The organism is Staphylococcus agnetis, from assembly GCF_011466855.1.
Taxonomy (GTDB): Bacteria; Bacillota; Bacilli; order Staphylococcales; family Staphylococcaceae; genus Staphylococcus; species Staphylococcus agnetis.
The window spans coordinates 514973-534213 of sequence record NZ_CP045927.1; the positions used below are offsets into that span (position 1 = coordinate 514973).

23 protein-coding genes are annotated in these 19241 nt (G+C 35.5%); 19 read left to right on the top strand and 4 right to left on the bottom strand.

What is annotated here, in order from left to right; genetic code table 11:
* The first annotated feature begins 17 nt into the window (after window positions 1–17).
* On the top strand, window positions 18–347 hold the full coding sequence (locus tag GJE18_RS02620; RefSeq protein ID WP_085622733.1) for a nitronate monooxygenase: 330 nt from the start codon (window positions 18–20) through the stop codon (window positions 345–347).
* A 171-nt stretch (window positions 348–518) separates the two neighbouring features.
* Here the strand turns inward: GJE18_RS02620 and GJE18_RS02625 are convergent, their stop codons facing one another.
* Window positions 519–1208 (bottom strand): alpha/beta hydrolase family protein, encoded by a 690-nt coding sequence (locus GJE18_RS02625; protein WP_107368414.1) that lies wholly within the window; start codon window positions 1206–1208, stop codon window positions 519–521.
* 122 nt (window positions 1209–1330) lie between these two features.
* Between GJE18_RS02625 and GJE18_RS02630 the strand changes: the two genes are divergently transcribed.
* The 5 genes from GJE18_RS02630 (at window position 1331) to GJE18_RS02650 (ending at window position 5736) form a co-directional block, all read left to right on the top strand.
* Window positions 1331–2179: a DUF72 domain-containing protein gene (locus GJE18_RS02630; protein ID WP_060550645.1), complete on the top strand. Its 849-nt coding sequence runs from the start codon at window positions 1331–1333 to the stop codon at window positions 2177–2179.
* A gap of 15 nt (window positions 2180–2194) precedes the next feature.
* Entirely contained in the window at window positions 2195–3019 is an 825-nt protein-coding gene (locus GJE18_RS02635; RefSeq protein ID WP_103346218.1) for a sulfite exporter TauE/SafE family protein, read from the top strand.
* Between the two features lie 12 nt (window positions 3020–3031).
* Complete coding sequence (locus GJE18_RS02640) at window positions 3032–4351, top strand: bifunctional metallophosphatase/5'-nucleotidase (RefSeq protein WP_107368413.1); 1320 nt, start codon at window positions 3032–3034, stop codon at window positions 4349–4351.
* Between the two features lie 83 nt (window positions 4352–4434).
* Window positions 4435–5352: a lipoyl synthase gene (gene lipA / locus GJE18_RS02645; RefSeq protein ID WP_037566754.1), complete on the top strand. Its 918-nt coding sequence runs from the start codon at window positions 4435–4437 to the stop codon at window positions 5350–5352.
* Between the two features lie 18 nt (window positions 5353–5370).
* On the top strand, window positions 5371–5736 hold the full coding sequence (locus GJE18_RS02650; protein WP_037566755.1) for a YutD family protein: 366 nt from the start codon (window positions 5371–5373) through the stop codon (window positions 5734–5736).
* Window positions 5737–6023: 287 nt separating this feature from the next.
* Here the strand turns inward: GJE18_RS02650 and GJE18_RS02655 are convergent, their stop codons facing one another.
* Window positions 6024–6290 carry a DUF3055 domain-containing protein gene (locus tag GJE18_RS02655; RefSeq protein ID WP_107368412.1) on the bottom strand — a complete coding sequence of 89 codons (267 nt, stop codon included), beginning with the start codon at window positions 6288–6290 and terminating at the stop codon, window positions 6024–6026.
* A 98-nt stretch (window positions 6291–6388) separates the two neighbouring features.
* Here GJE18_RS02655 and GJE18_RS02660 point away from each other — a divergent pair, with 98 nt between their 5' ends.
* From GJE18_RS02660 to dltD, 8 genes are all read left to right on the top strand, one after another.
* On the top strand, window positions 6389–6826 hold the full coding sequence (locus GJE18_RS02660) for a DUF86 domain-containing protein (RefSeq protein ID WP_037566758.1): 438 nt from the start codon (window positions 6389–6391) through the stop codon (window positions 6824–6826).
* Window positions 6823–7620, top strand: coding sequence for a TIGR01457 family HAD-type hydrolase (locus GJE18_RS02665; RefSeq protein ID WP_060550648.1), 798 nt, complete (start codon window positions 6823–6825; stop codon window positions 7618–7620). Before GJE18_RS02660 ends, GJE18_RS02665 begins: the two co-directional genes overlap by 4 nt.
* Window positions 7613–8578, top strand: coding sequence for a 2-hydroxyacid dehydrogenase (locus GJE18_RS02670; RefSeq protein WP_060550649.1), 966 nt, complete (start codon window positions 7613–7615; stop codon window positions 8576–8578). Before GJE18_RS02665 ends, GJE18_RS02670 begins: the two co-directional genes overlap by 8 nt.
* 356 nt (window positions 8579–8934) lie before the next feature.
* A complete protein-coding gene (locus tag GJE18_RS02675; RefSeq protein ID WP_081858211.1) occupies window positions 8935–9066 on the top strand; it encodes a teichoic acid D-Ala incorporation-associated protein DltX in 132 nt (43 codons plus the stop codon).
* Window positions 9067–9086: 20 nt separating this feature from the next.
* Window positions 9087–10541, top strand: a complete 1455-nt coding sequence (gene dltA / locus GJE18_RS02680; RefSeq protein WP_060550650.1) for a D-alanine--poly(phosphoribitol) ligase subunit DltA — start codon at window positions 9087–9089, stop codon at window positions 10539–10541.
* Complete coding sequence (dltB, locus tag GJE18_RS02685; RefSeq protein WP_060550651.1) at window positions 10538–11758, top strand: D-alanyl-lipoteichoic acid biosynthesis protein DltB; 1221 nt, start codon at window positions 10538–10540, stop codon at window positions 11756–11758. The genes dltA and dltB overlap by 4 nt, the downstream gene beginning before the upstream one ends.
* A gap of 16 nt (window positions 11759–11774) precedes the next feature.
* Window positions 11775–12011, top strand: coding sequence for a D-alanine--poly(phosphoribitol) ligase subunit 2 (gene dltC, locus GJE18_RS02690; protein WP_037566769.1), 237 nt, complete (start codon window positions 11775–11777; stop codon window positions 12009–12011).
* Complete coding sequence (gene dltD, locus GJE18_RS02695) at window positions 12008–13156, top strand: D-alanyl-lipoteichoic acid biosynthesis protein DltD (protein ID WP_060550652.1); 1149 nt, start codon at window positions 12008–12010, stop codon at window positions 13154–13156. The genes dltC and dltD overlap by 4 nt, the downstream gene beginning before the upstream one ends.
* 218 nt (window positions 13157–13374) lie before the next feature.
* Here dltD and GJE18_RS02700 read toward each other — a convergent pair whose 3' ends face one another.
* The gene (locus tag GJE18_RS02700) at window positions 13375–13617 is read right to left on the bottom strand and encodes a NifU family protein (RefSeq protein WP_037572314.1); all 243 of its coding nucleotides are present in this window, start codon (window positions 13615–13617) and stop codon (window positions 13375–13377) included.
* A 104-nt stretch (window positions 13618–13721) separates the two neighbouring features.
* Here GJE18_RS02700 and GJE18_RS02705 point away from each other — a divergent pair, with 104 nt between their 5' ends.
* Window positions 13722–14048, top strand: coding sequence for a YuzD family protein (locus GJE18_RS02705; RefSeq protein ID WP_060550653.1), 327 nt, complete (start codon window positions 13722–13724; stop codon window positions 14046–14048).
* 94 nt (window positions 14049–14142) lie between these two features.
* On the opposite strand, the gene GJE18_RS02710 is transcribed toward GJE18_RS02705, so the two are convergent.
* Window positions 14143–15207, bottom strand: coding sequence for an NAD(P)/FAD-dependent oxidoreductase (locus GJE18_RS02710; RefSeq protein ID WP_060550654.1), 1065 nt, complete (start codon window positions 15205–15207; stop codon window positions 14143–14145).
* A 297-nt stretch (window positions 15208–15504) separates the two neighbouring features.
* Here GJE18_RS02710 and GJE18_RS02715 point away from each other — a divergent pair, with 297 nt between their 5' ends.
* The 4 genes from GJE18_RS02715 to GJE18_RS02730 all read left to right on the top strand — a co-directional run bounded on the left by GJE18_RS02715 (window position 15505) and on the right by GJE18_RS02730 (window position 19225).
* Window positions 15505–15741, top strand: a complete 237-nt coding sequence (locus GJE18_RS02715; RefSeq protein ID WP_037566777.1) for a YuzB family protein — start codon at window positions 15505–15507, stop codon at window positions 15739–15741.
* 12 nt (window positions 15742–15753) lie between these two features.
* The gene (locus GJE18_RS02720) at window positions 15754–16113 is read left to right on the top strand and encodes a HesB/IscA family protein (protein ID WP_037566778.1); all 360 of its coding nucleotides are present in this window, start codon (window positions 15754–15756) and stop codon (window positions 16111–16113) included.
* 332 nt (window positions 16114–16445) lie between these two features.
* Window positions 16446–17648 carry an NAD(P)/FAD-dependent oxidoreductase gene (locus tag GJE18_RS02725; RefSeq protein WP_037566779.1) on the top strand — a complete coding sequence of 401 codons (1203 nt, stop codon included), beginning with the start codon at window positions 16446–16448 and terminating at the stop codon, window positions 17646–17648.
* A gap of 89 nt (window positions 17649–17737) precedes the next feature.
* Complete coding sequence (locus tag GJE18_RS02730) at window positions 17738–19225, top strand: M17 family metallopeptidase (RefSeq protein ID WP_420853494.1); 1488 nt, start codon at window positions 17738–17740, stop codon at window positions 19223–19225.
* The last annotated feature ends 16 nt before the right edge of the window (window positions 19226–19241 follow it).

The following is a 19241-nucleotide window of genomic DNA, read 5'->3' on the forward strand; positions in this document are numbered from 1 at the left end:
GTTAAATAAGATATAATGTGGTACATCGCAATGCTTTAATGCACAATGTAGAAACGAGCACCACGATGACAAAGATGTATAGTGGCAAATGGGCGCGAGGTATAGAGAATCAATTTATTCATGACATGCGTGCACATCAAGTGACACTACTTCCGTATCCAATACAAAATGATTTAACAAAGGCATTACGTCAACAGGCGATTGAACATAAGGACGAAAGCGTGACGCATTTGTGGGCGGGTCAAGGCTTAAGGATAACACGCGAAATGGCTGTGTCACAATTGATGACAACGTTAGAATATGAAACAGATCTCACGTTCAGACGAAATCTCAATACTTCTGAATGAATATAAGAGGAGAGTACGCACATTACATTCATGCGCTTTTTAAAACGTCATTTATATAGATATTCAGATTTTCTTGTGCTCAGTAAATGCAATTGACCGCAATGTTTGCCAAGTGGATGCATCAAAAAGGGAGAGGAACCAGATGATTTGGTTCTCTCTCGTCTTTGATGACTAGGCGAATTGTTTCAGCCAAGATAACAAGAGTTTAAAATGTGTTCCTTCTGGATTGATACAATCTAAATGGTCTAAATAAGGCAAAGCATAAAACGTGATATAATGTCCTTTTTGATAATTTTCATGAATAAATGAGATAGATGTATCGATATGTACAGCATTATCATTAAAACCATGAACAATCAGTGCGTCACAAGATATAGGAAGCTGTGTAATTGGGGAGGCTTGTCTTAATAATTTTGTAGCGCGTGTTTCAAAATATTCTGCAACGGCATCTTGACCTAGGTGGTGATGTAACGTATAGAGCACATCGGACACAGGTGCCAAACCTACGAGTGCATCCAAATCGCGATGATTTAATAATACTAGCTGTCCGCCTACAGAATGCCCGATGCCTACAATCCTTTTAGGTGCATATGAAGTGTGTTTAAAGTGATTTAACGCTTCATGGACATCATTTGCGGGTATGGGCCACTGATGTTTAGGTCCACGACGATACTCAATATTAATAATGGAAAACCCCGCGTCTATAAAAGCGTTGATAAGGGGATTTAACATATGTTTGTCGAATTTTTCACGCCAATAGCCACCATGAACAAGTGCAAGCCAAGTGGTGTTTTCAGCTGACTCATTAAGATATACATCATAATGTTGCGCTTGATGCGTACCATACATGTATGATTCCATTTTCATCACTCCTGTTTATCTTTTTTATCTCTTTTCCCTTAGAAAGATTGAGGGAACGACCGGAAGTACCTTGAAGTCGTCGATTGTCAAATGAATGTGATAAAATGAAATCGGTGATAAATATGATAGAAATAGGCTTAACGGGTTGGGGAGATCATGACGGACTCTACGAAGATTTAGCACGTAAAACTGATAAATTAAAAACGTATGCCAGTCATTTTCCTATTGTTGAATTAGATGCTTCTTATTATGCGATTCAACCTGAACGTAATATTTTAAAGTGGATCAAAGAAACACCTGAACGTTTTAAATTTGTAGTTAAAATTCATCAAGCTTTAACGTTACATGCTGATTATAAAGATTATGCTGAATCGATAGAAGCATTATTTCAAGCATTTAATCAAATGCTTGAGCCTCTAGTAAAAGCAAATAAACTTGCGATGGTACTTGTTCAATTTCCACCGTGGTTTGATTGTAATGTAAAAAATATTCACTATATTCGTTTTGTAAAATCTCAACTCAAAGATATACCGATTTGTATTGAGTTTAGGCATCAATCGTGGTTTACACCACAGATGAAAGAAAATACACTCGCGTTTTTAACAGAACAACACTTGATTCATGCCGTTTGTGATGAACCTCAAGCAGGAGATGGGTCTATTCCATTTGTAAATAGAGTAACGCATGATGTGGCATTTGTACGTTTACATGGAAGAAATGTGCACGGTTGGACGAAAAAGGATATGACGGACCAAGAATGGCGAGATGTACGCTATTTATATGATTACAATGACAATGAGTTACAAGATATAGCTGAAAAGATACAAATTTTAGCGCAAAAAGTTAAAAAAGTGTATGTCATTTTAAACAATAATTCAGGTGGCCATGCTGCACAGAACGCAAAAACACTACAAAGATTTCTTAAAATCGATTATGAAGGGCTTGCACCACAACAACTTAAACTTTTTTAACAGGGAGGCAATGTGATGAGCATTGTAATATTAATCATTATCGGACTTTTATCAGCAATCATAGGTTCTATTGTTGGTATTGGTGGCGGCATTATCATCGTGCCAACTTTAATATACTTTGGAATCACTCAAGGGATTTTGCATCATATTACGCCTCAAACAGCGATTGGAACATCTTCAATCATACTAATCGCAACAGGCTTATCTTCTACCTTGGGATATTTAAAAGTTAAACAAGTTGATATACGAAATGGCTTGATTTTAATTATAGGTATTCTTCCAGGCGCTTTTATAGGTGCTTATCTCAGTCGCTTTTTAACGATGCATTCATTTAATTTATATTTCGGCTTATTTTTAATACTTGTATCCATCTTATTAATGATACGTTATAAAATTCCACCACTTAAACTATGTCAAAAGCCAAAATATATGAAAACATATATTGATGGTCGTGGTGAACGTCATGTTTATGGTGTCGCACCTGTCATTGCGGTTGTTGCTGCTTTTATAATTGGACTTACATCTGGTCTTTTTGGTATCGGTGGCGGTGTGCTCATGACGCCATTTTTGCTCATTGTGTTTCGTTTCCCACCTCACGTTGCTGTCGGTACGAGTATGATGATCATTTTCTTTTCAAGCGTTGCGGGCTCAATTGGGCATGTCATCCAAGGACATGTCGTTTGGAGTTACGGTTTAATTTTAATACTGTCTAGTTACATCGGTGCACAAATAGGTGTAAAGGTCAATAAAACGATTAAATCAGATATGGTCGTACTTATATTACGGATAGTCATGTTAATATTAGGTCTCTATTTAATTCTTCAATCATTTAGTGGATAAGGAGAGATGCTCATGCGAATTACAATTTATCATACGAATGATATACATAGTCATTTACATGAATTTCAACGTATTGCCGCATATATGAATCAAGAACGACCTCATTTATCACATCCATCTTTATATATAGATATTGGTGACCATGTAGATTTATCTTTACCTGTTACAGAAGGAACGATGGGTAAACGCAACATAGAGTTGTTAAATCAAGCATCCTGTGACATTGCTACTATTGGCAACAATGAAGGGATGACGATTTCGCATGAAGCATTACAAACCCTTTATTCAAATGCAACATTTGACGTTACGTGTTCGAACGTCTTTGATGAACATGGTGAATTGCCACAACACTTTGTTTCCTCAGTGATGAAACATATTGAAGGCGTACGTCTTCTTTTTGTAGCAGTCACAGCACCCTTTACGCCTTTTTATCGCGCTTTAGATTGGGTTGTAACTGACCCTTTTGAAGCGATAAAAGAAGAGATTGCAAAACACCAACGTAACTATGATGTGCTAATAGTGATGAGTCATGTCGGCATTTTCTTTGATGAAAAGTTATGTGAAGAACTACCTGAAATTGATGTCATTTTTGGTGCACATACACATCATTATTTTGAAAATGGTCAAATTGAAAATGGTGTGTTAATGGCAGCAGCAGGGAAATATGGTCATTATTTAGGTGAAGTGACTTTAGACATTGAGGCGCGTCAAGTCGTACATAAGCGTGCAACATTGCATCCATTGCACACCTTACCTGAAGTGTCGACATCATTTGATGTAGAAGGAAAGCAATTACTTAATGATGCTGTTGTGTCACGACCAATGACTTTGAAACAAGGGACGAATCATGTGACGGAAGCAGGTTATTTATTAGCAGAAAGTGTTCATGAATTTACCGAGGCAGATTGTACCATTATTAATGCGGGGTTAATTGTAAAAAGCTATCATCAAAAAGTTTTAACAGAATATGATATCCATCAAATGTTACCTCATCCGATTAATACTGTAAGGATTAAACTTAGTGGACATAAATTAAAAGAAGTTTTATTTCTAGCTAATGAAAATAAATATATGTATCAACATGCGCAAGGTTTAGGCTTTCGTGGGGATATTTTTGGAGGATATATTATCTATGAGGCAGGGTTGATACAATCATCTCAGCGCTATTTCGTTCAAGGAAAAGAGATTGTTGATGATGAGGTATACACTTTAGGAACAATAGATATGTACACGTTCGGACGTTATTTCCCACTGTTAAAAGAAGAAAAAGTGAATTATTTAATGCCGGAATTTTTGAGAGACATTTTCAAAGAAAAATTATTGCAATTATGATTTTTAAGTCGGTAGATTTTAATTTACCGTAAAGTTCGTTATAATGTAATGAGATGTAAAACTACAGGAGGGTATCTGCTGTTATGGCTACTAAAAATGAAGAAATTCTACGTAAACCGGATTGGTTAAAAATAAAATTAAATACAAACGAGAACTACACAGGTCTCAAAAAAATGATGCGCGAAAAAAACTTACATACAGTATGTGAGGAAGCGAAATGTCCGAATATACATGAATGTTGGGGGGCACGCCGTACAGCAACATTTATGATTTTAGGGGCAGTTTGTACACGTGCATGTCGTTTTTGTGCAGTTAAAACGGGTTTACCGAACGAGCTTGATTTAGAAGAACCAGAACGCGTAGCAGAGTCTGTTGAATTAATGAATCTTAAACACGTCGTGATTACTGCAGTTGCACGTGATGACTTAAAAGATGCGGGTTCTAATGTTTATGCAGAAACGGTACGTAAAGTACGTGAACGTAATCCATTTACGACAATCGAAATTTTACCGTCAGATATGGGCGGAGATTTTGAAGCATTAAAAACGTTAATGGATTCTAAACCAGACATCTTGAATCACAATATTGAAACAGTACGTCGTTTAACGCCAAGAGTGCGTGCGCGTGCAACCTATGATCGAACGCTTGAATTTTTGAAACGTTCTAAAGAAATTCAACCAGATATCCCAACGAAATCAAGTTTAATGGTTGGTTTAGGTGAAACAATCGAAGAAATTTATGAAACTATGGATGATTTACGTGCGATCGATGTAGATATTTTAACGATTGGACAATATTTACAACCGTCTCGTAAACATTTAAAAGTACAAAAATACTATACACCATTAGAATTTGGTAAATTACGCAAAGTGGCAATGGAAAAAGGCTTTAAACATTGTCAAGCAGGTCCTTTAGTGCGTAGTTCTTACCATGCTGATGAACAAGTAAATGAAGCAGCCAAAGAAAAACAACGTCTTGGTGATGCACAATTAAATCAATAAAATCAAGGTGTGATACGCATGATTAAAGTAGGTCAGCATTATTTTGAACTTCTAGAATCCTATGAAAATGGTTTTATTGAAGAGGACTTTGTGGCTCGATACTCTGAGATATTAGATAAATATGATTTTATTGTTGGGGATTATGGTTATGAGCAATTGCGCTTAAAAGGTTTTTATTATGACTCCAATCGTAAAGCGGATTTTAACAAACGTTTTTCAACAATCCAGGATTATATATATGAATACTGTAATTTTGGATGTGCGTATTTCATTGTTCGACGTCTTAGTAAACATGAAGCGGAAAAACATCTTGCGGAAGATGCACATATTATCAATGAAGATAAGCTCAAAGATGTTAAAATTCAACCCACGATACAAGAGTAATGGGCTTTTATGCTCAGCGTAACACATTAAGTCCTTTCATTAATAAAGATTACAGCATGCATATAATTTGTAATGCAATATGATGTGGTGAATGGTAATGAAACATCCAACATCACTAAAAAACCTTCGGAATTCAAACGAATTTCGAAGGCTTTTTTGTACTATTTGAGTAAGCTTGGTAGATATAAGAATGGGTAAAGTGAAGCCGATACGACAGATTTTAAATGATAAATGTGTGCTATATTAAAAATCCATTCACTGAGCTGTGAAAAGGGGGACAGCATCAACTATTGAATTACTTCATGTAAGAAAGCAGTAATTTCCTCAGCTTCATCATCGTTAACCCCTAAAATATATGCGATATAGCCTTCTTCTTCTAAGTCGTCAGTACCAATAATTCCGAATTTATTTGTTTGTGTATTCAACACAATCGTTTTACCGTAATGACGATCTGTTTGAAGTAACACCAAGTCATATCGACTATGGTCTCCTATAAATCCTACGAATCGAACTTGAGAAGGTTCGAGATCATCATATAAAAACATATCAATCATGTTCGTGTACTCCTTCAATAAAATGTTAAGGCAAGTATAACGATAAATGAATCGAACTGCAAAATTGTGATATGATTAAGATAATAGAGGTGACTAAAATGTATTTTGTAAATAAGGAACAATTATCTCGAAAACTTACATATTTGAAACAATTAACTGATGATTATGCACATGTCAAAGATAATCACTATGCATTTGAACGTGTGGCTCAAATGCTTATAGAGTCTTCTGTAGATATAGGCAATATGATTATTGATGCCTTTATATTAAGAGATCCTGGTAATTATAAAGATGTGATTGATATTTTAGAACTTGAGGGTGCGATTTCAAAAGATACTCAATTGCAACTTCACCGAACAATCGATGTGCGAAAACAATTCGTTCATTTATATGATGAGCTTCACGTAAATGAAGTACAAACGTTATTTGATGAAGTCCTCCCATATTACCGTCAATTTATAGATGAAGTAGTACATTTTTTAGAAAATGAAAATGTTCCAGTTACCGCTTTTGGAAAGGGCGGGAATGAATCATGAAAAACTATAAAGCATATTTAATCGACTTAGATGGGACGTTATATAAAGGTAACGAAATCATTCCAGGAGCCAAGGAATTTATTGATTATCTAAATGAACATGAGATTCCACATCTTTATGTTACAAATAACTCAACGAAATCGCCGACGGATGTAGTAGCAAAATTAAAACAAATGAATATCCACGCGCGACCTCAAGAAGTTGTTACATCAGCGATGGCTACAGCAGATTATATTGCTTCTGAACAACCGGGAGCAACGGTATTTATGGTTGGTGCGTCAGGGTTAGAAACCGCATTAAAAGATGCTGGTTTAACACTTAAATCAGATACAAATGTAGATTATGTAGTGATGGGATTAGACGAAGCGATTACATATGAAAAACTAACAACAGCAACACTCGCTGTTCAAAAAGGTGCGGTGTTTATATCTACCAACAAAGATCCGTCGATTCCTAAAGAACAAGGATTTTTACCGGGGAACGGCTCTTTAACAAGCGTGGTTACAGTGTCTTCAAAAACTGAACCTAAATTTATTGGAAAACCTGAAACCCCGATTATGAAAAAAGCCCTTGATTTACTACAATTGGATCGTTCTGAGGTTGCAATGATTGGCGACTTATATGATACGGATATTTTATCGGGTATTAATATTGGCATGGACACCATTCATGTTCAAACAGGTGTCACTTCAAAAGTTGACGCAATGAACAAACCTATACCACCTACTTATAGCATCAAAGATTTATTTGTTTTAATACAGAAACTTGAAAAGGGTAGTGATATACATGAATAAAATTCTCGTAACGCGTCAAATTCCGGAAAAGTTTAAAGCGCGTCTGGAACAATATGCAGAGGTTGAGATGTGGGATCACCACTTGACACCGATGCCGAGAACACAATTTTTAGAAGCGGCTAAAGATAAAACGGCATTGCTCGTTACTTTAAGTGAACAAATAGATGAAACATTATTTCAAGCTGCCCCTCACTTGAAAATCGTTGCAAATATGGCAGTTGGGTATGACAATATAGATTTAGCGGCAACAGAACGTCATGAGGTTGTCGTAACGAACACACCACATGTGTTAACCGAAACGACAGCTGAATTAGGATTTGCGCTCATGTTGGCCACATCTCGTCGTATCGTAGAAGCTGAAAAATACGTTCAAGATGGCAAATGGGAAAGTTGGGGACCTTATTTACTTGCGGGTAAAGATATATATCGTTCTAAAGTTGGCATATATGGTATGGGTGAAATTGGTAGAGCGTTTGCAAGACGATTAAAAGGTTTTAATGCTGATATTTTATACCATAACCGCTCGCGCAATGCAAAAGCAGAACATGAGCTCGGCGCGTTTTATACGTCATTTGAAACGCTAGTCAAAGAAAGTGATTTTATTATTTCTACAGCGCCGTCAACGCCTGAAACGCAAAATAAATTTAATTATGATGTATTTAAAATGATGAGAAATGATGCCATTTTTATCAATATTGGTAGAGGAGATTTGGTTGTAGAAGAGGATTTAATTCGCGCATTAGAGGAACAGGAAATTGCAGGTGCAGGGTTAGATGTTGTGCGCAATGAACCGATTCAAATGGATCACCCGTTGTTGAAGTTTCCTAATGTGATTATTACTCCTCATATTGGAAGTGCATCGATATTAACACGCGACCAAATGATTCAAGCATGTATATTAAATATAGAAGATGTATTTAACGGATGCGAAGCTCGTAATAAAATAAGTGTTAAATAGTCCACAACCAATTCTACATCATTATATTTATATTTATGATTTAACCTAAAGTAAATAATATAGTATGATAAAAAAACAAACATACGTCACGTGCGCTGTATGTTTGTTTTTCTACGACTTAAGACCTATTTAGTTTAAATTTCACTTAAATTATTCAAAAAATGAGATATAATGAGTGAATAGTATTATAATATTACGTGTGTAAATGAATGGAACAGATGCATGAGAAATGTGACGTATGTTTTAAATTGGGAAAAGCTATAAGGAAGTCAGTGTTAAACTAGGGACGCATTGGGTCACTTCTGGTAATACCAATTCTATGCACGACAATTTTTTAGAAAAGAGAAGTGAGTACTATGAAATTGGCAGATCATGTGTATCTAAAGTCATTTTTATTAATGGTGTTTTATTTCGCTATTATGATGGCTTTATACTTGTTGTACGGGGACAGCGGTGCACAAAGTACATTTGTCTATAACGAATTTTAAACTAAGAGGGAGTGTTAACGATGAGAGATATTTTAGAAGCCATTCGTTATTTTAGTGAAGCCACTCCAAATAAAAATGCTGTACAACATCAAACTGATGCTTTAACTTATTCCGAATTAGAAGCATATTCAAATCAACTTGCAATTCAATTAAAGGATGAGACACAACCGATTGTTGTTTATGGACATATGTCCCCATATATGATTGTCGGAATGATTGCAGCATTAAAAGCAGGATGTGGCTACGTACCTATTGATTATTCGATTCCTGCGAATCGTATCGAATCAATTGTTAACAGGATTCAACCAAGTCTGTTTTTAAATACAATGACAGATACAATGACGTTAGACAATATCAAAGTTGTTGACGTTAAAACATTGAACCTTACAGGGGAAACAGCGCATGTTTCAAATATTCAACCAGATTCAATCGCATATACTATTTTCACTTCAGGTTCAACGGGTGAACCTAAAGGTGTACAAATTTATTATGATAGTTTAGTCGATTTTGCTAATTGGGTAGACGATTTAAATCAAAATAAAGAAGGTCAAGTATGGTTGAACCAAGCACCACTTTCGTTTGATTTATCAGTGATGTCAGTGTATCCAGCATTAGTTTCTGGAGGTACTATTCAATTTGTATCAAAAGATATGATTATTAACCCTAAAGCGTTACATGAGCTATTTGTTGCTCAACCGATAGATGTGTGGGTGTCTACACCTTCATTTATGGAAATGTGTTTACTATTACCTTCATTTAATACAGAACACATGCCGAATTTATCGACATTCTTATTCTGTGGTGAAGTATTTGGCCATAAATCTGCACAACGCTTATTAAAACAATTTCCGCAAGCTGCGATTTACAATACATATGGCCCTACGGAAGCGACAGTTGCCATTACAAGTATTTTGGTGACACAAGATGTATTAGATCAATTTGAGAGTGTACCTATCGGTCAACCGAGACCAGGCGTAAACTTACGTGTCACAGATGAAAATGAACTTGTTATTGAAGGATCATGTGTAAGTGCAGGTTACGTTAAAGATGAAGAACGCAGTGCACGTGTGTTCTTCGAGACAAATGGAACGCGAGGTTATCTCACTGGAGATAGTGCTAAATTTGTAGACGATCAATGGTTTATCCAAGGACGTATTGATAATCAAATTAAATACAACGGTTATCGTATGGAATTGGAAGAAATAGAGGCGAAATTAAACCGTTTAGATGAAATTATTAATGCGATGGTTGTGCCTGTACGCAAAAATAATAAAGTAAAATTACTTAAAGGTGTGCTTCAATTATCATCTCGAGATTTAGATGAAAAAGAAGCGATTAAAGTCATTAAATCCCGTATTAAAGAAGAATTACCGGATTACATGATTCCACAACAGTGGGTGTGTGTTGAGCAAATGCCGTTAAATAACAACGGTAAAATCGACCGAAAAATGATTAACGAGGTATACCAATCATGACACCATATGCTTCATTTCACTTTTTCTTAATCGCGTTTATCATTTTATTACCTGTCATCATTTTAGGGTTATTCGGTAAACGTTCTAAAATTTATAATGCACTCAGCACAATCGTCATGTTGGTCATTATTTTTGCAGACCACAAACATAACTTTTTAGGAATTAAATATTTAAGTTATCATACGATGACGTTTTTCCTATATATCATTTGGCAAGTTTTAGTGATTAAAGGGTATGAAAAACTCAATAAAAATAAAGAAAAGAATTCGACAGCGCTATATGTCACAGTACTTTTCTTATCACTTTTACCTTTAATTGCCGTTAAAGTACTTCAAAGCTCATGGTTAGGAACTGGACAAGTACATATATACAGTTCTAAATTACTTGGCTTATTTGGCTTTTTAGGTATTTCATACATTGCATTTAAGAGTATCCAATTGATTATGGAGATTCGAGATCATTCTATTAAAGAAATACCTCTCAGAAAATTGTTGGCATTTATGACGTTCTTCCCAACAATATCATCAGGACCAATTGATCGTTTCAGACGTTTTGTTAAAGATGATAAAAAAGTTCCGGATGCAGCACAATACAAATTACTCCTAGAAAAAGCAGTACACTTTGTGATGTTAGGGTTCTTATACAAATATATTGTGGCATTTTTAATTCAAAAATATGTAACAACCCCAATGGGCAACCATCTGACAACGTTTACTGATTATTGGATTTACATGTATGGATATACGTTCTACCTATTCTTTGATTTTGCAGGATATAGTTTATTTGCGGTAGCATTTAGTTACATTTATGGTATTCAAACGCCAATGAACTTTAATAAACCATTTATCGCTAAAAACATTAAAGACTTCTGGAATCGTTGGCACATGTCACTGTCATTCTGGTTCAGAGACTGTGTATATATGCGTATCGTCTTCTTTATGACGAAGAAGAAATATATGAAATCAACGTTTCATATTTCAAATCTTGCATTTTTAGTCAATTTCGGAATTATGGGGATTTGGCATGGTCTTGAATGGTTTTATATCATTTATGGTTTATATCATGCAGCATTATTTATAGGTTATGCGTATTATGAAAAATGGCGTAAAAAACGTTTTGGCCAGCTCAAACATCCATTTTTCAATGTAATGGGAATACTCATTACATTCCACTTTATAGCTTTTGGACTATTAATATTCTCAGGAAAACTGATTTAATTTAGGAGTGATTGATATGGAATTTAGAGAACAAGTATTAAATATTTTAGAAGACGTTACAGAAGATAGCATTGTTAAGGAACAACCAGATGTTCGTTTATTTGATGAAGGTATTTTAGATTCTATGCAAACAGTACAACTCATTTTAGCAATTCAAAATGAGTTGGATATTGAAGTATCAATTATGGACTTCGATCGTGAAGCATGGGCAACACCAAATAAAATTGTTGAAGTATTATCTGAATTACAATGAAGTTAAAACATCCAGCAATTTTAGCTTTTCTCGTTAGTGGACTTTTATTTGGTGCTTTTGTTTTAATACCTGCATCATGGCTTCAGCCTAACTGGTCTCACCAGAAATTGTTAAAACAACAAGTTGCAAATTCTGATAACGTCATTAAAGGATCTGCCATTCAGCATGCCATGTTAAAAGATAAAAACTTTTATCCTGTGTATGGGTCAAGTGAACTGCGTAAAGACGACCCGTACCAACCTGTTATCTTGTTAAAAGGTAAAAAGCCAGACTTATTTTATGTAGGTACGGGTGGACAAACAGATTTATTACAGGCTATTGCTTTGGGTGCGCAATATGATCAGTTAAAAAATAAAAAAATGACGATCATTATTTCACCGCAATGGTTCACACGAAAAGGTATGTTAGAAAATAACTACTTAGGTCGTGTGTCTAAAGTTCAGATTAACCGATATTTCGATAATCCAAATATACCGAATCATCTTAAACAACGTCTCGCTCAACGTTTATTACATTTTAAAACAAATAAGCATGATGACTTTTTAAAACAGGTCGCTAAAACAGGTGAAGTTAAAGGTCATTACTTAAACCCATTTTATGCGAACCATTTAGAAAAAATGGAAATTTTGAAAAGTTATATTCCGATGTCTGTAGAAACAGATAAGTTAACCAAACTGCTTGATAAATCTAAACCAAATACAAAATCATATGCACAATTAGATAAGGAAGCTGAAAAGTATGGTAAAAGCCGTAGTTCAACGAATCCTTATCGCATTAAAGATGAATATTGGAAACTGATTAAACAAAATAAACGTCCAATTAGTCGTCAACATGAGTTCCACATGAACTCTCCAGAATTCAAAGATCTTGCACTTTTAGTAGACCTTATGAAAGCTGGTAATGCAGATGTACAATATGTCGTCCTACCTGTAAATGGTAAATGGTATGATTCTATTCATGTTGATAGAGAACGCCGTCAAAAAGTGGATGAAAAGATTGTGAAAACTATTTCATCTCATGGTGGCAATGTACACGACATGACAGATCAAGACTATAAACCATATGTGATGAGTGATGCAGTACACATTGGTTGGCGCGGTTTAGTAGAACTAACTGAAAAAATTGAGAAACATATTCACTCATAAAAATGAAAAACAGTAACATGATTCGTGGTCATGTTACTGTTTTTGTATATTTTAAATGAATGGCAAGGTTAGATGATTTCAGTACATAAAGCTTGGTAGACATGACGTTTATCAATATAAAACACCCCTTAAAAGTATTAATTACAAGCTTTTAAGGGGTGTATGTGTTGTCGGCAAGCCCGAACAAGAATAAGTGATTTATTTTAAAATATGCGATATTAAAAAACTTGTTCAACTTCAATAACGCCAGGCACTTCTTCAACGAGTGCACGTTCAATTCCGGCTTTTAAAGTAATGGTACTACTTGGACATGTGCCACAAGCGCCTAATAATTGAAGCTTTACAATTCCATCTTCAACATCGACGAGTTCACAGTCACCGCCATCGCGTAATAAGAAAGGACGTAATTTTTCGATGACCTCAGCAACTTGGTCATACATTGTTGCATTTTCAGTTGGCATGTAAAATGCCTCCTTTCAAGTTAAATGGTTCTAATTCCTCTTATTTTTTTATTATAATAGAATCAGTAGTAAAAATCTATAATAGAAACAAGGGGAGAGTATTGATGACTAAAGTGAGTGTTGTCGTTTATGGTGCTGACGTCATTTGTGCCAGTTGTGTGAATGCACCCAGTTCTCAAAACACATATGAGTGGTTACAGTCGATTTTAGCGCGTAAATATCCAAATATTCAGTTCGAGTATACGTATATAGATATTGAAAAAGATACTGAAAATCTATCTGACCATGATCAGCAATTTATCGAACAAATCCAAGAAGATGAATTATTTTATCCTCTTGTTACAATGAATGATGAATATGTTACAGATGGTTACGTCCAACTCAAACCGATTACACGGTTTATAGATGAACATATTGTAAATGAAAAATAAGGTACCTCAATTTTCATATAAATATGTAAATATGACATTTATCTACTATAATTCAAAACGGAATGGAACATGCGTCCCATCCCGTTTTTTAATGTTAACCGTTATGATGTTTATAAAGCCATAACACACCAGATTTTAAGATTGATGCAAGACGACCTGTTACAGTCTTATCCATGACATATGCAAAGCCTTTTTTCTCACCAAGTGAGCCTAAAAATCCTTGGATTTTAATGTCTGGCATTTGTTCAGGTAATGGTTTACCTTCCCATTTTGTTTTTAAAACAGATGCGATTTGATCTGCTTGTTCTTCTGCAAGTTGCGCACTTGGTGCATGTGGTAAGTCTGCGCAATCTCCTACGACATATACATTAGGGTATGTCGGAACTTGGTGATACTGATTTAAAATAACACGATTGCTGCGACTTAAATCAACAGGTAAATTACGGACTAACTCAACAGGTTGAATCCCCGCTGTCCAGACGATTAAATCGTGTTCATTTTTCGTTTCTTTATTATATAAAATACCAGGTTCTACTTTAACAATGTCTGAATTTGGTACAACAGTAACATCATGTTGTTCAAACCATTTTTTCACATAATTACTTAGTTTTTCTGGAAATTGATTTAGGATGCGATCGCCTCTATCATATAAAAAGATTTTAATATCACTACGGCTTTCACGTAAAGCACTTGCAAGTTCAATGCCGCTTAATCCAGCCCCTACAATGCCAACTTGAGAATTTGAAGGCAATTCACTAATATCATGGTATGTTTTGCGCGCACTTTGTAATGTTTGAATACTATATGTATACGCTTTAGCCCCAGGCACATTATGATATTTGTCTTCACAACCTAATCCAATAATCAATTCATCATAATCTACACGTGTTTGGCCCACTGAAATGATTTGTTGCTCTAGATCAATATCAGTGATTTCGCCATATACCACATTCATTCGTTCTGATTTAGGAAAACCTACTCGAACCTCTTTATCCGATTTAGAACCTGCCGCAAGCGCATAAAATTCTGTTTTTAACCCGTGATAAGGCATACGGTCAATAAGTGTTACCTGATAATCATCTGGTAGTGCCTCTGGTAAGATACGAGACAAAATACGCATGTTGCCGTAGCCGCCGCCTAACAATACTAAATTCTTCATTATAAATTCCCCTTTAATGTTGATTTTATATGCTCGATGCGAACAATATGTTTATGACCCCTCGACATATTACGTTTGCATCAAAATGAATGAGATTCAGACATCATTACTTACTATAATTATATACGTTTTTTAAAATGCACACAAACAAACGTCAAAATTCTGTCAAAATTGATTCACAAATAATTATTAATATTAATGTTATTAAACAACTTTATATAAGTTGATGTCATAGATGGATGTGAGATAGTTTGTTATAATGTATGTACTATAAATTGAAATGCTAGAGGGTGAACCATGAATCCTATTGTTGAGTTTTGCATCTCCAATATGGCAAGGGGTTCTGAAAAAGTTTTTCAGACCTTAGAAAACGATCCCAATATAGATGTTCTAGACTATGGCTGTTTACAACACTGTGGTATATGTTCATCAGGACTTTATGCGCTTGTCAATGGTGATTTAGTTGAAGGGGAAACACCTGATGAATTGCTACAAAATATTTATGCACACATTGAAGCGACGTGGATTTTTTAAGGAGGATTTATCATGTCTACTGTTATTTTAACGGAAGCAGCGGCTTACGAAGTGAAAGATATGTTGAAACAAAATGATATGCCAAATGGTTACTTAAAAGTGAAAGTGAATGGCGGCGGCTGTACAGGTCTTACGTATGGCATGACTGCTGAGCCAGAACCAGGTGAAAATGATGAAGTTTTAGAATTTTATGGGTTAAAAGTATTAGTGGATAAGGAAGATGCACCAATACTTAATGGTACGACGATTGATTACAAGACGTCACTGATGGGTGGCGGGTTCCAAATCGACAACCCAAATGCAATTGCTTCATGTGGCTGTGGCAGTTCATTTAGAACAGCTAAAGTGGCAGGCACACCTGAAGATTGTTAACCTTCAAAATAAAGTATAATCATTAAGGTCATATGATCAATATTGAATAGATTTAAGTAAGGAGTCGTGCAAGTGTAAGCGTTGATACACTGTACGACTCCATTATTTCATCGTTATGTAAGCGGTTTCTCTCAAGTGATACTTCATTTTCTCTGCTTATATTAACTGTTGATATCGAAGTGTTTACATTCATATGATTAACTTGAATTCACCGTTAAAAAAATATAAACTATTATTGAACTGTATTTTACAATTTTGTGTACATAAAAAATTATGAGGGTATACAGTAGGAAGAGTATTTATAATATTTATGAAGGAATAGGTGAATAGAAATGGCAGAACGTAAAAAAGTACTTGTTTTGGGTGCAGGTTACGCTGGTTTACAAACTGTATCAAAACTTCAAAAACAATTATCTGAAGAAGATGCACACATCACTTTAATTAATAAAAACGATTATCACTATGAGTCTACATGGTTACATGAAGCATCAGCTGGTACGCTAAGCTATGAGGATGTTTTGTATCCGATCGATAGTGTCATTAAAGATCATGTTGAATTCGTGCGTGCAGAGGTAACTAAAATAGACCGCAACGCTAAAAAAGTTGAAACGACACGTGGTATTTTCGACTTTGATATTTTAGTGGTTGGTTTAGGATTCGAATCTGAAACATTTGGCATTAATGGTATGAAAGAACATGCGTTCCAAATTGAAAATGTGCATACTGCACGAAAAATTGCGCGTCATATTGAAGACAAATTTGCAAATTATGCTGCATCAAAAACGAAAGATGATAATGATTTAGCAATTTTAGTTGGGGGCGCAGGTTTTACAGGTGTAGAATTTTTAGGCGAATTAACAGATCGTATTCCAGAACTTGCGAACAAATACGGCGTTGACCAAAGTAAAGTTAAAATTACTTGTGTTGAAGCAGCACCTAAAATGTTACCAATGTTCTCTGACAACTTGGTAAATCATGCGGTGAGTTATTTAGAAAGCCGTGGTGTTGAATTTAAAGTGGGTACACCTATCGTAGCAGCGAATGAAAAAGGATTCGTTGTGAAAGTGAACGATGAAGAACAAACATTAGAAGCGAATACGGTTGTTTGGGCTGCAGGTGTACGTGGAAGCCAATTAATGGAAAAATCATTTGAAGGTGTTAAACGCGGTCGCATCGTTACGAAACAAGATTTAACAATTGAAGGTTATGATGACATTTTCGTAATCGGTGACTGTTCTGCATTTATTCCAGAAGGTGAAGAGCGTCCATTACCAACAACTGCACAAATTGCAATGCAACAAGGTGAACATGTTGCGAAAAATATTCAACATATTTTAAAAGGTGAGCCAACTGAAAACTTCACGTATGTTGATCGTGGAACAGTTGCATCTTTAGGTAAACATGATGGTGTAGGACTTGTTTATGGCCGTGAAATCACAGGTAAAAAAGCAGCCTTCATGAAACGCGTGATTGATACACGTGCAATTTTCAAAATTGGTGGTTTAGGTTTAGCTTATAAAAAAGGTAAATTCTAAATCAATGTCATACATGGCTGGGAGTGTCTTCTCTAAGGGCACTATCCAGCCTTTCTTTGTATAGAGCATTAAATGAGAAAAGGAGTGGGATGATGACAGCATACAAATCATCAGTACGTGTGATTGGCGTACCGGAACATCTTAATCAATTTGTGGAGGAAGTGAAGGAAGATCATGCATTGATTGATGCTTTGGCGCCTTTAAAAGCGCAACAATTAGTATCATCTAAGTTAGGCGATGTACGAGAGGCAGCCCTATTCATCAATGATCAATGGTGTAAGGTGGTAACTGTTGGAATAGGTAATGTAAAAAAACGCACAGAAGGCGATTATTTAAAAATATGGGGTAATGTGTTTCAATACTTGAAACAACATGCTATAGATTCGATAAGCCTATATATGCCAACGTTTTTCTCAAAAACTGTAGAAATTGAAAAGGTATTTAATATAATGGGGTTGCAACAAGAACAAGCAATTTATACGTTTGATTCTTATAAATCTGATAAAAAAGCGCCTTATCGTATACATATTCAACTTGAACCTAAAACATGGGCGAATTATGAATCGGTGATGCTAGATGGTCGTCATTTAGGTCACGCTATTAATTTTGCACGTGATTTAGGCAATATGCCCCCAAATATTTTAACACCAGAATACTTTGCGACATTGGTAGACGAACGTTTTAAAACAACAAATGTAACAGTGGATATCAAAGATGGCACTATGATTCAGCAGGAAGGTTTCGGCTTACTGCATGCAGTAGGTAAAGGTTCAAGCCATGCCCCCAGATTGATTACATTAGAATATAAAGGGAATCCAAATCATCAAGATCAAACGATTGCCCTTGTGGGTAAAGGGATTACGTACGACTCTGGAGGCTATTCTATCAAGTCTAAAAATGGTATGCCTACCATGAAATTCGACATGTGTGGTGCAGCAAACGTTGTCGGGATGATTGATGCGATTCAAGCACTTCAACTTAAAGTAAACGTAGTCGGAGTGATTGCTGCTGCTGAAAATATGATTGCACCACATGCAATGAAACCAGATGATGTCTTTACTGCTTTAAGCGGAGAAACAGTTGAAGTGCCAAACACAGATGCAGAAGGACGACTTGTTTTAGCAGATGCTTCATATTATGCGAATCAATATCAACCTGCATTAATTATGGATTTCGCGACATTAACTGGTGCCGCAATTGTTGCTTTAGGTGTAGACAAAACAGCTGTATTTAATAAAGGGGTCTCTACACACATATTGGATGACATTTTAACGCAAACGCGCATATGGGGGGAGCCTACATTTGAATTACCAATTACAGCAACAGAACGAAAGCAAATTAAAAAATCTGATGTCGCTGACTTAACTAATCATGTAAATGCAGATGGTAAAGCACTGTTTGCTGCTGCATTTATTACACATTTTAGTGGTGAAACACCACATCTACACTTTGATATTGCAGGTCCTGCAACGACGAGTAAAGCATCTTATAAAGGCCCTAAAGGTGCAACAGGTGTCATGATTTCAACCATAGTACATTATCTTAAACATACCTATGGAAAAGTGACAGAATTATAATAGAGTTTTAAAAATG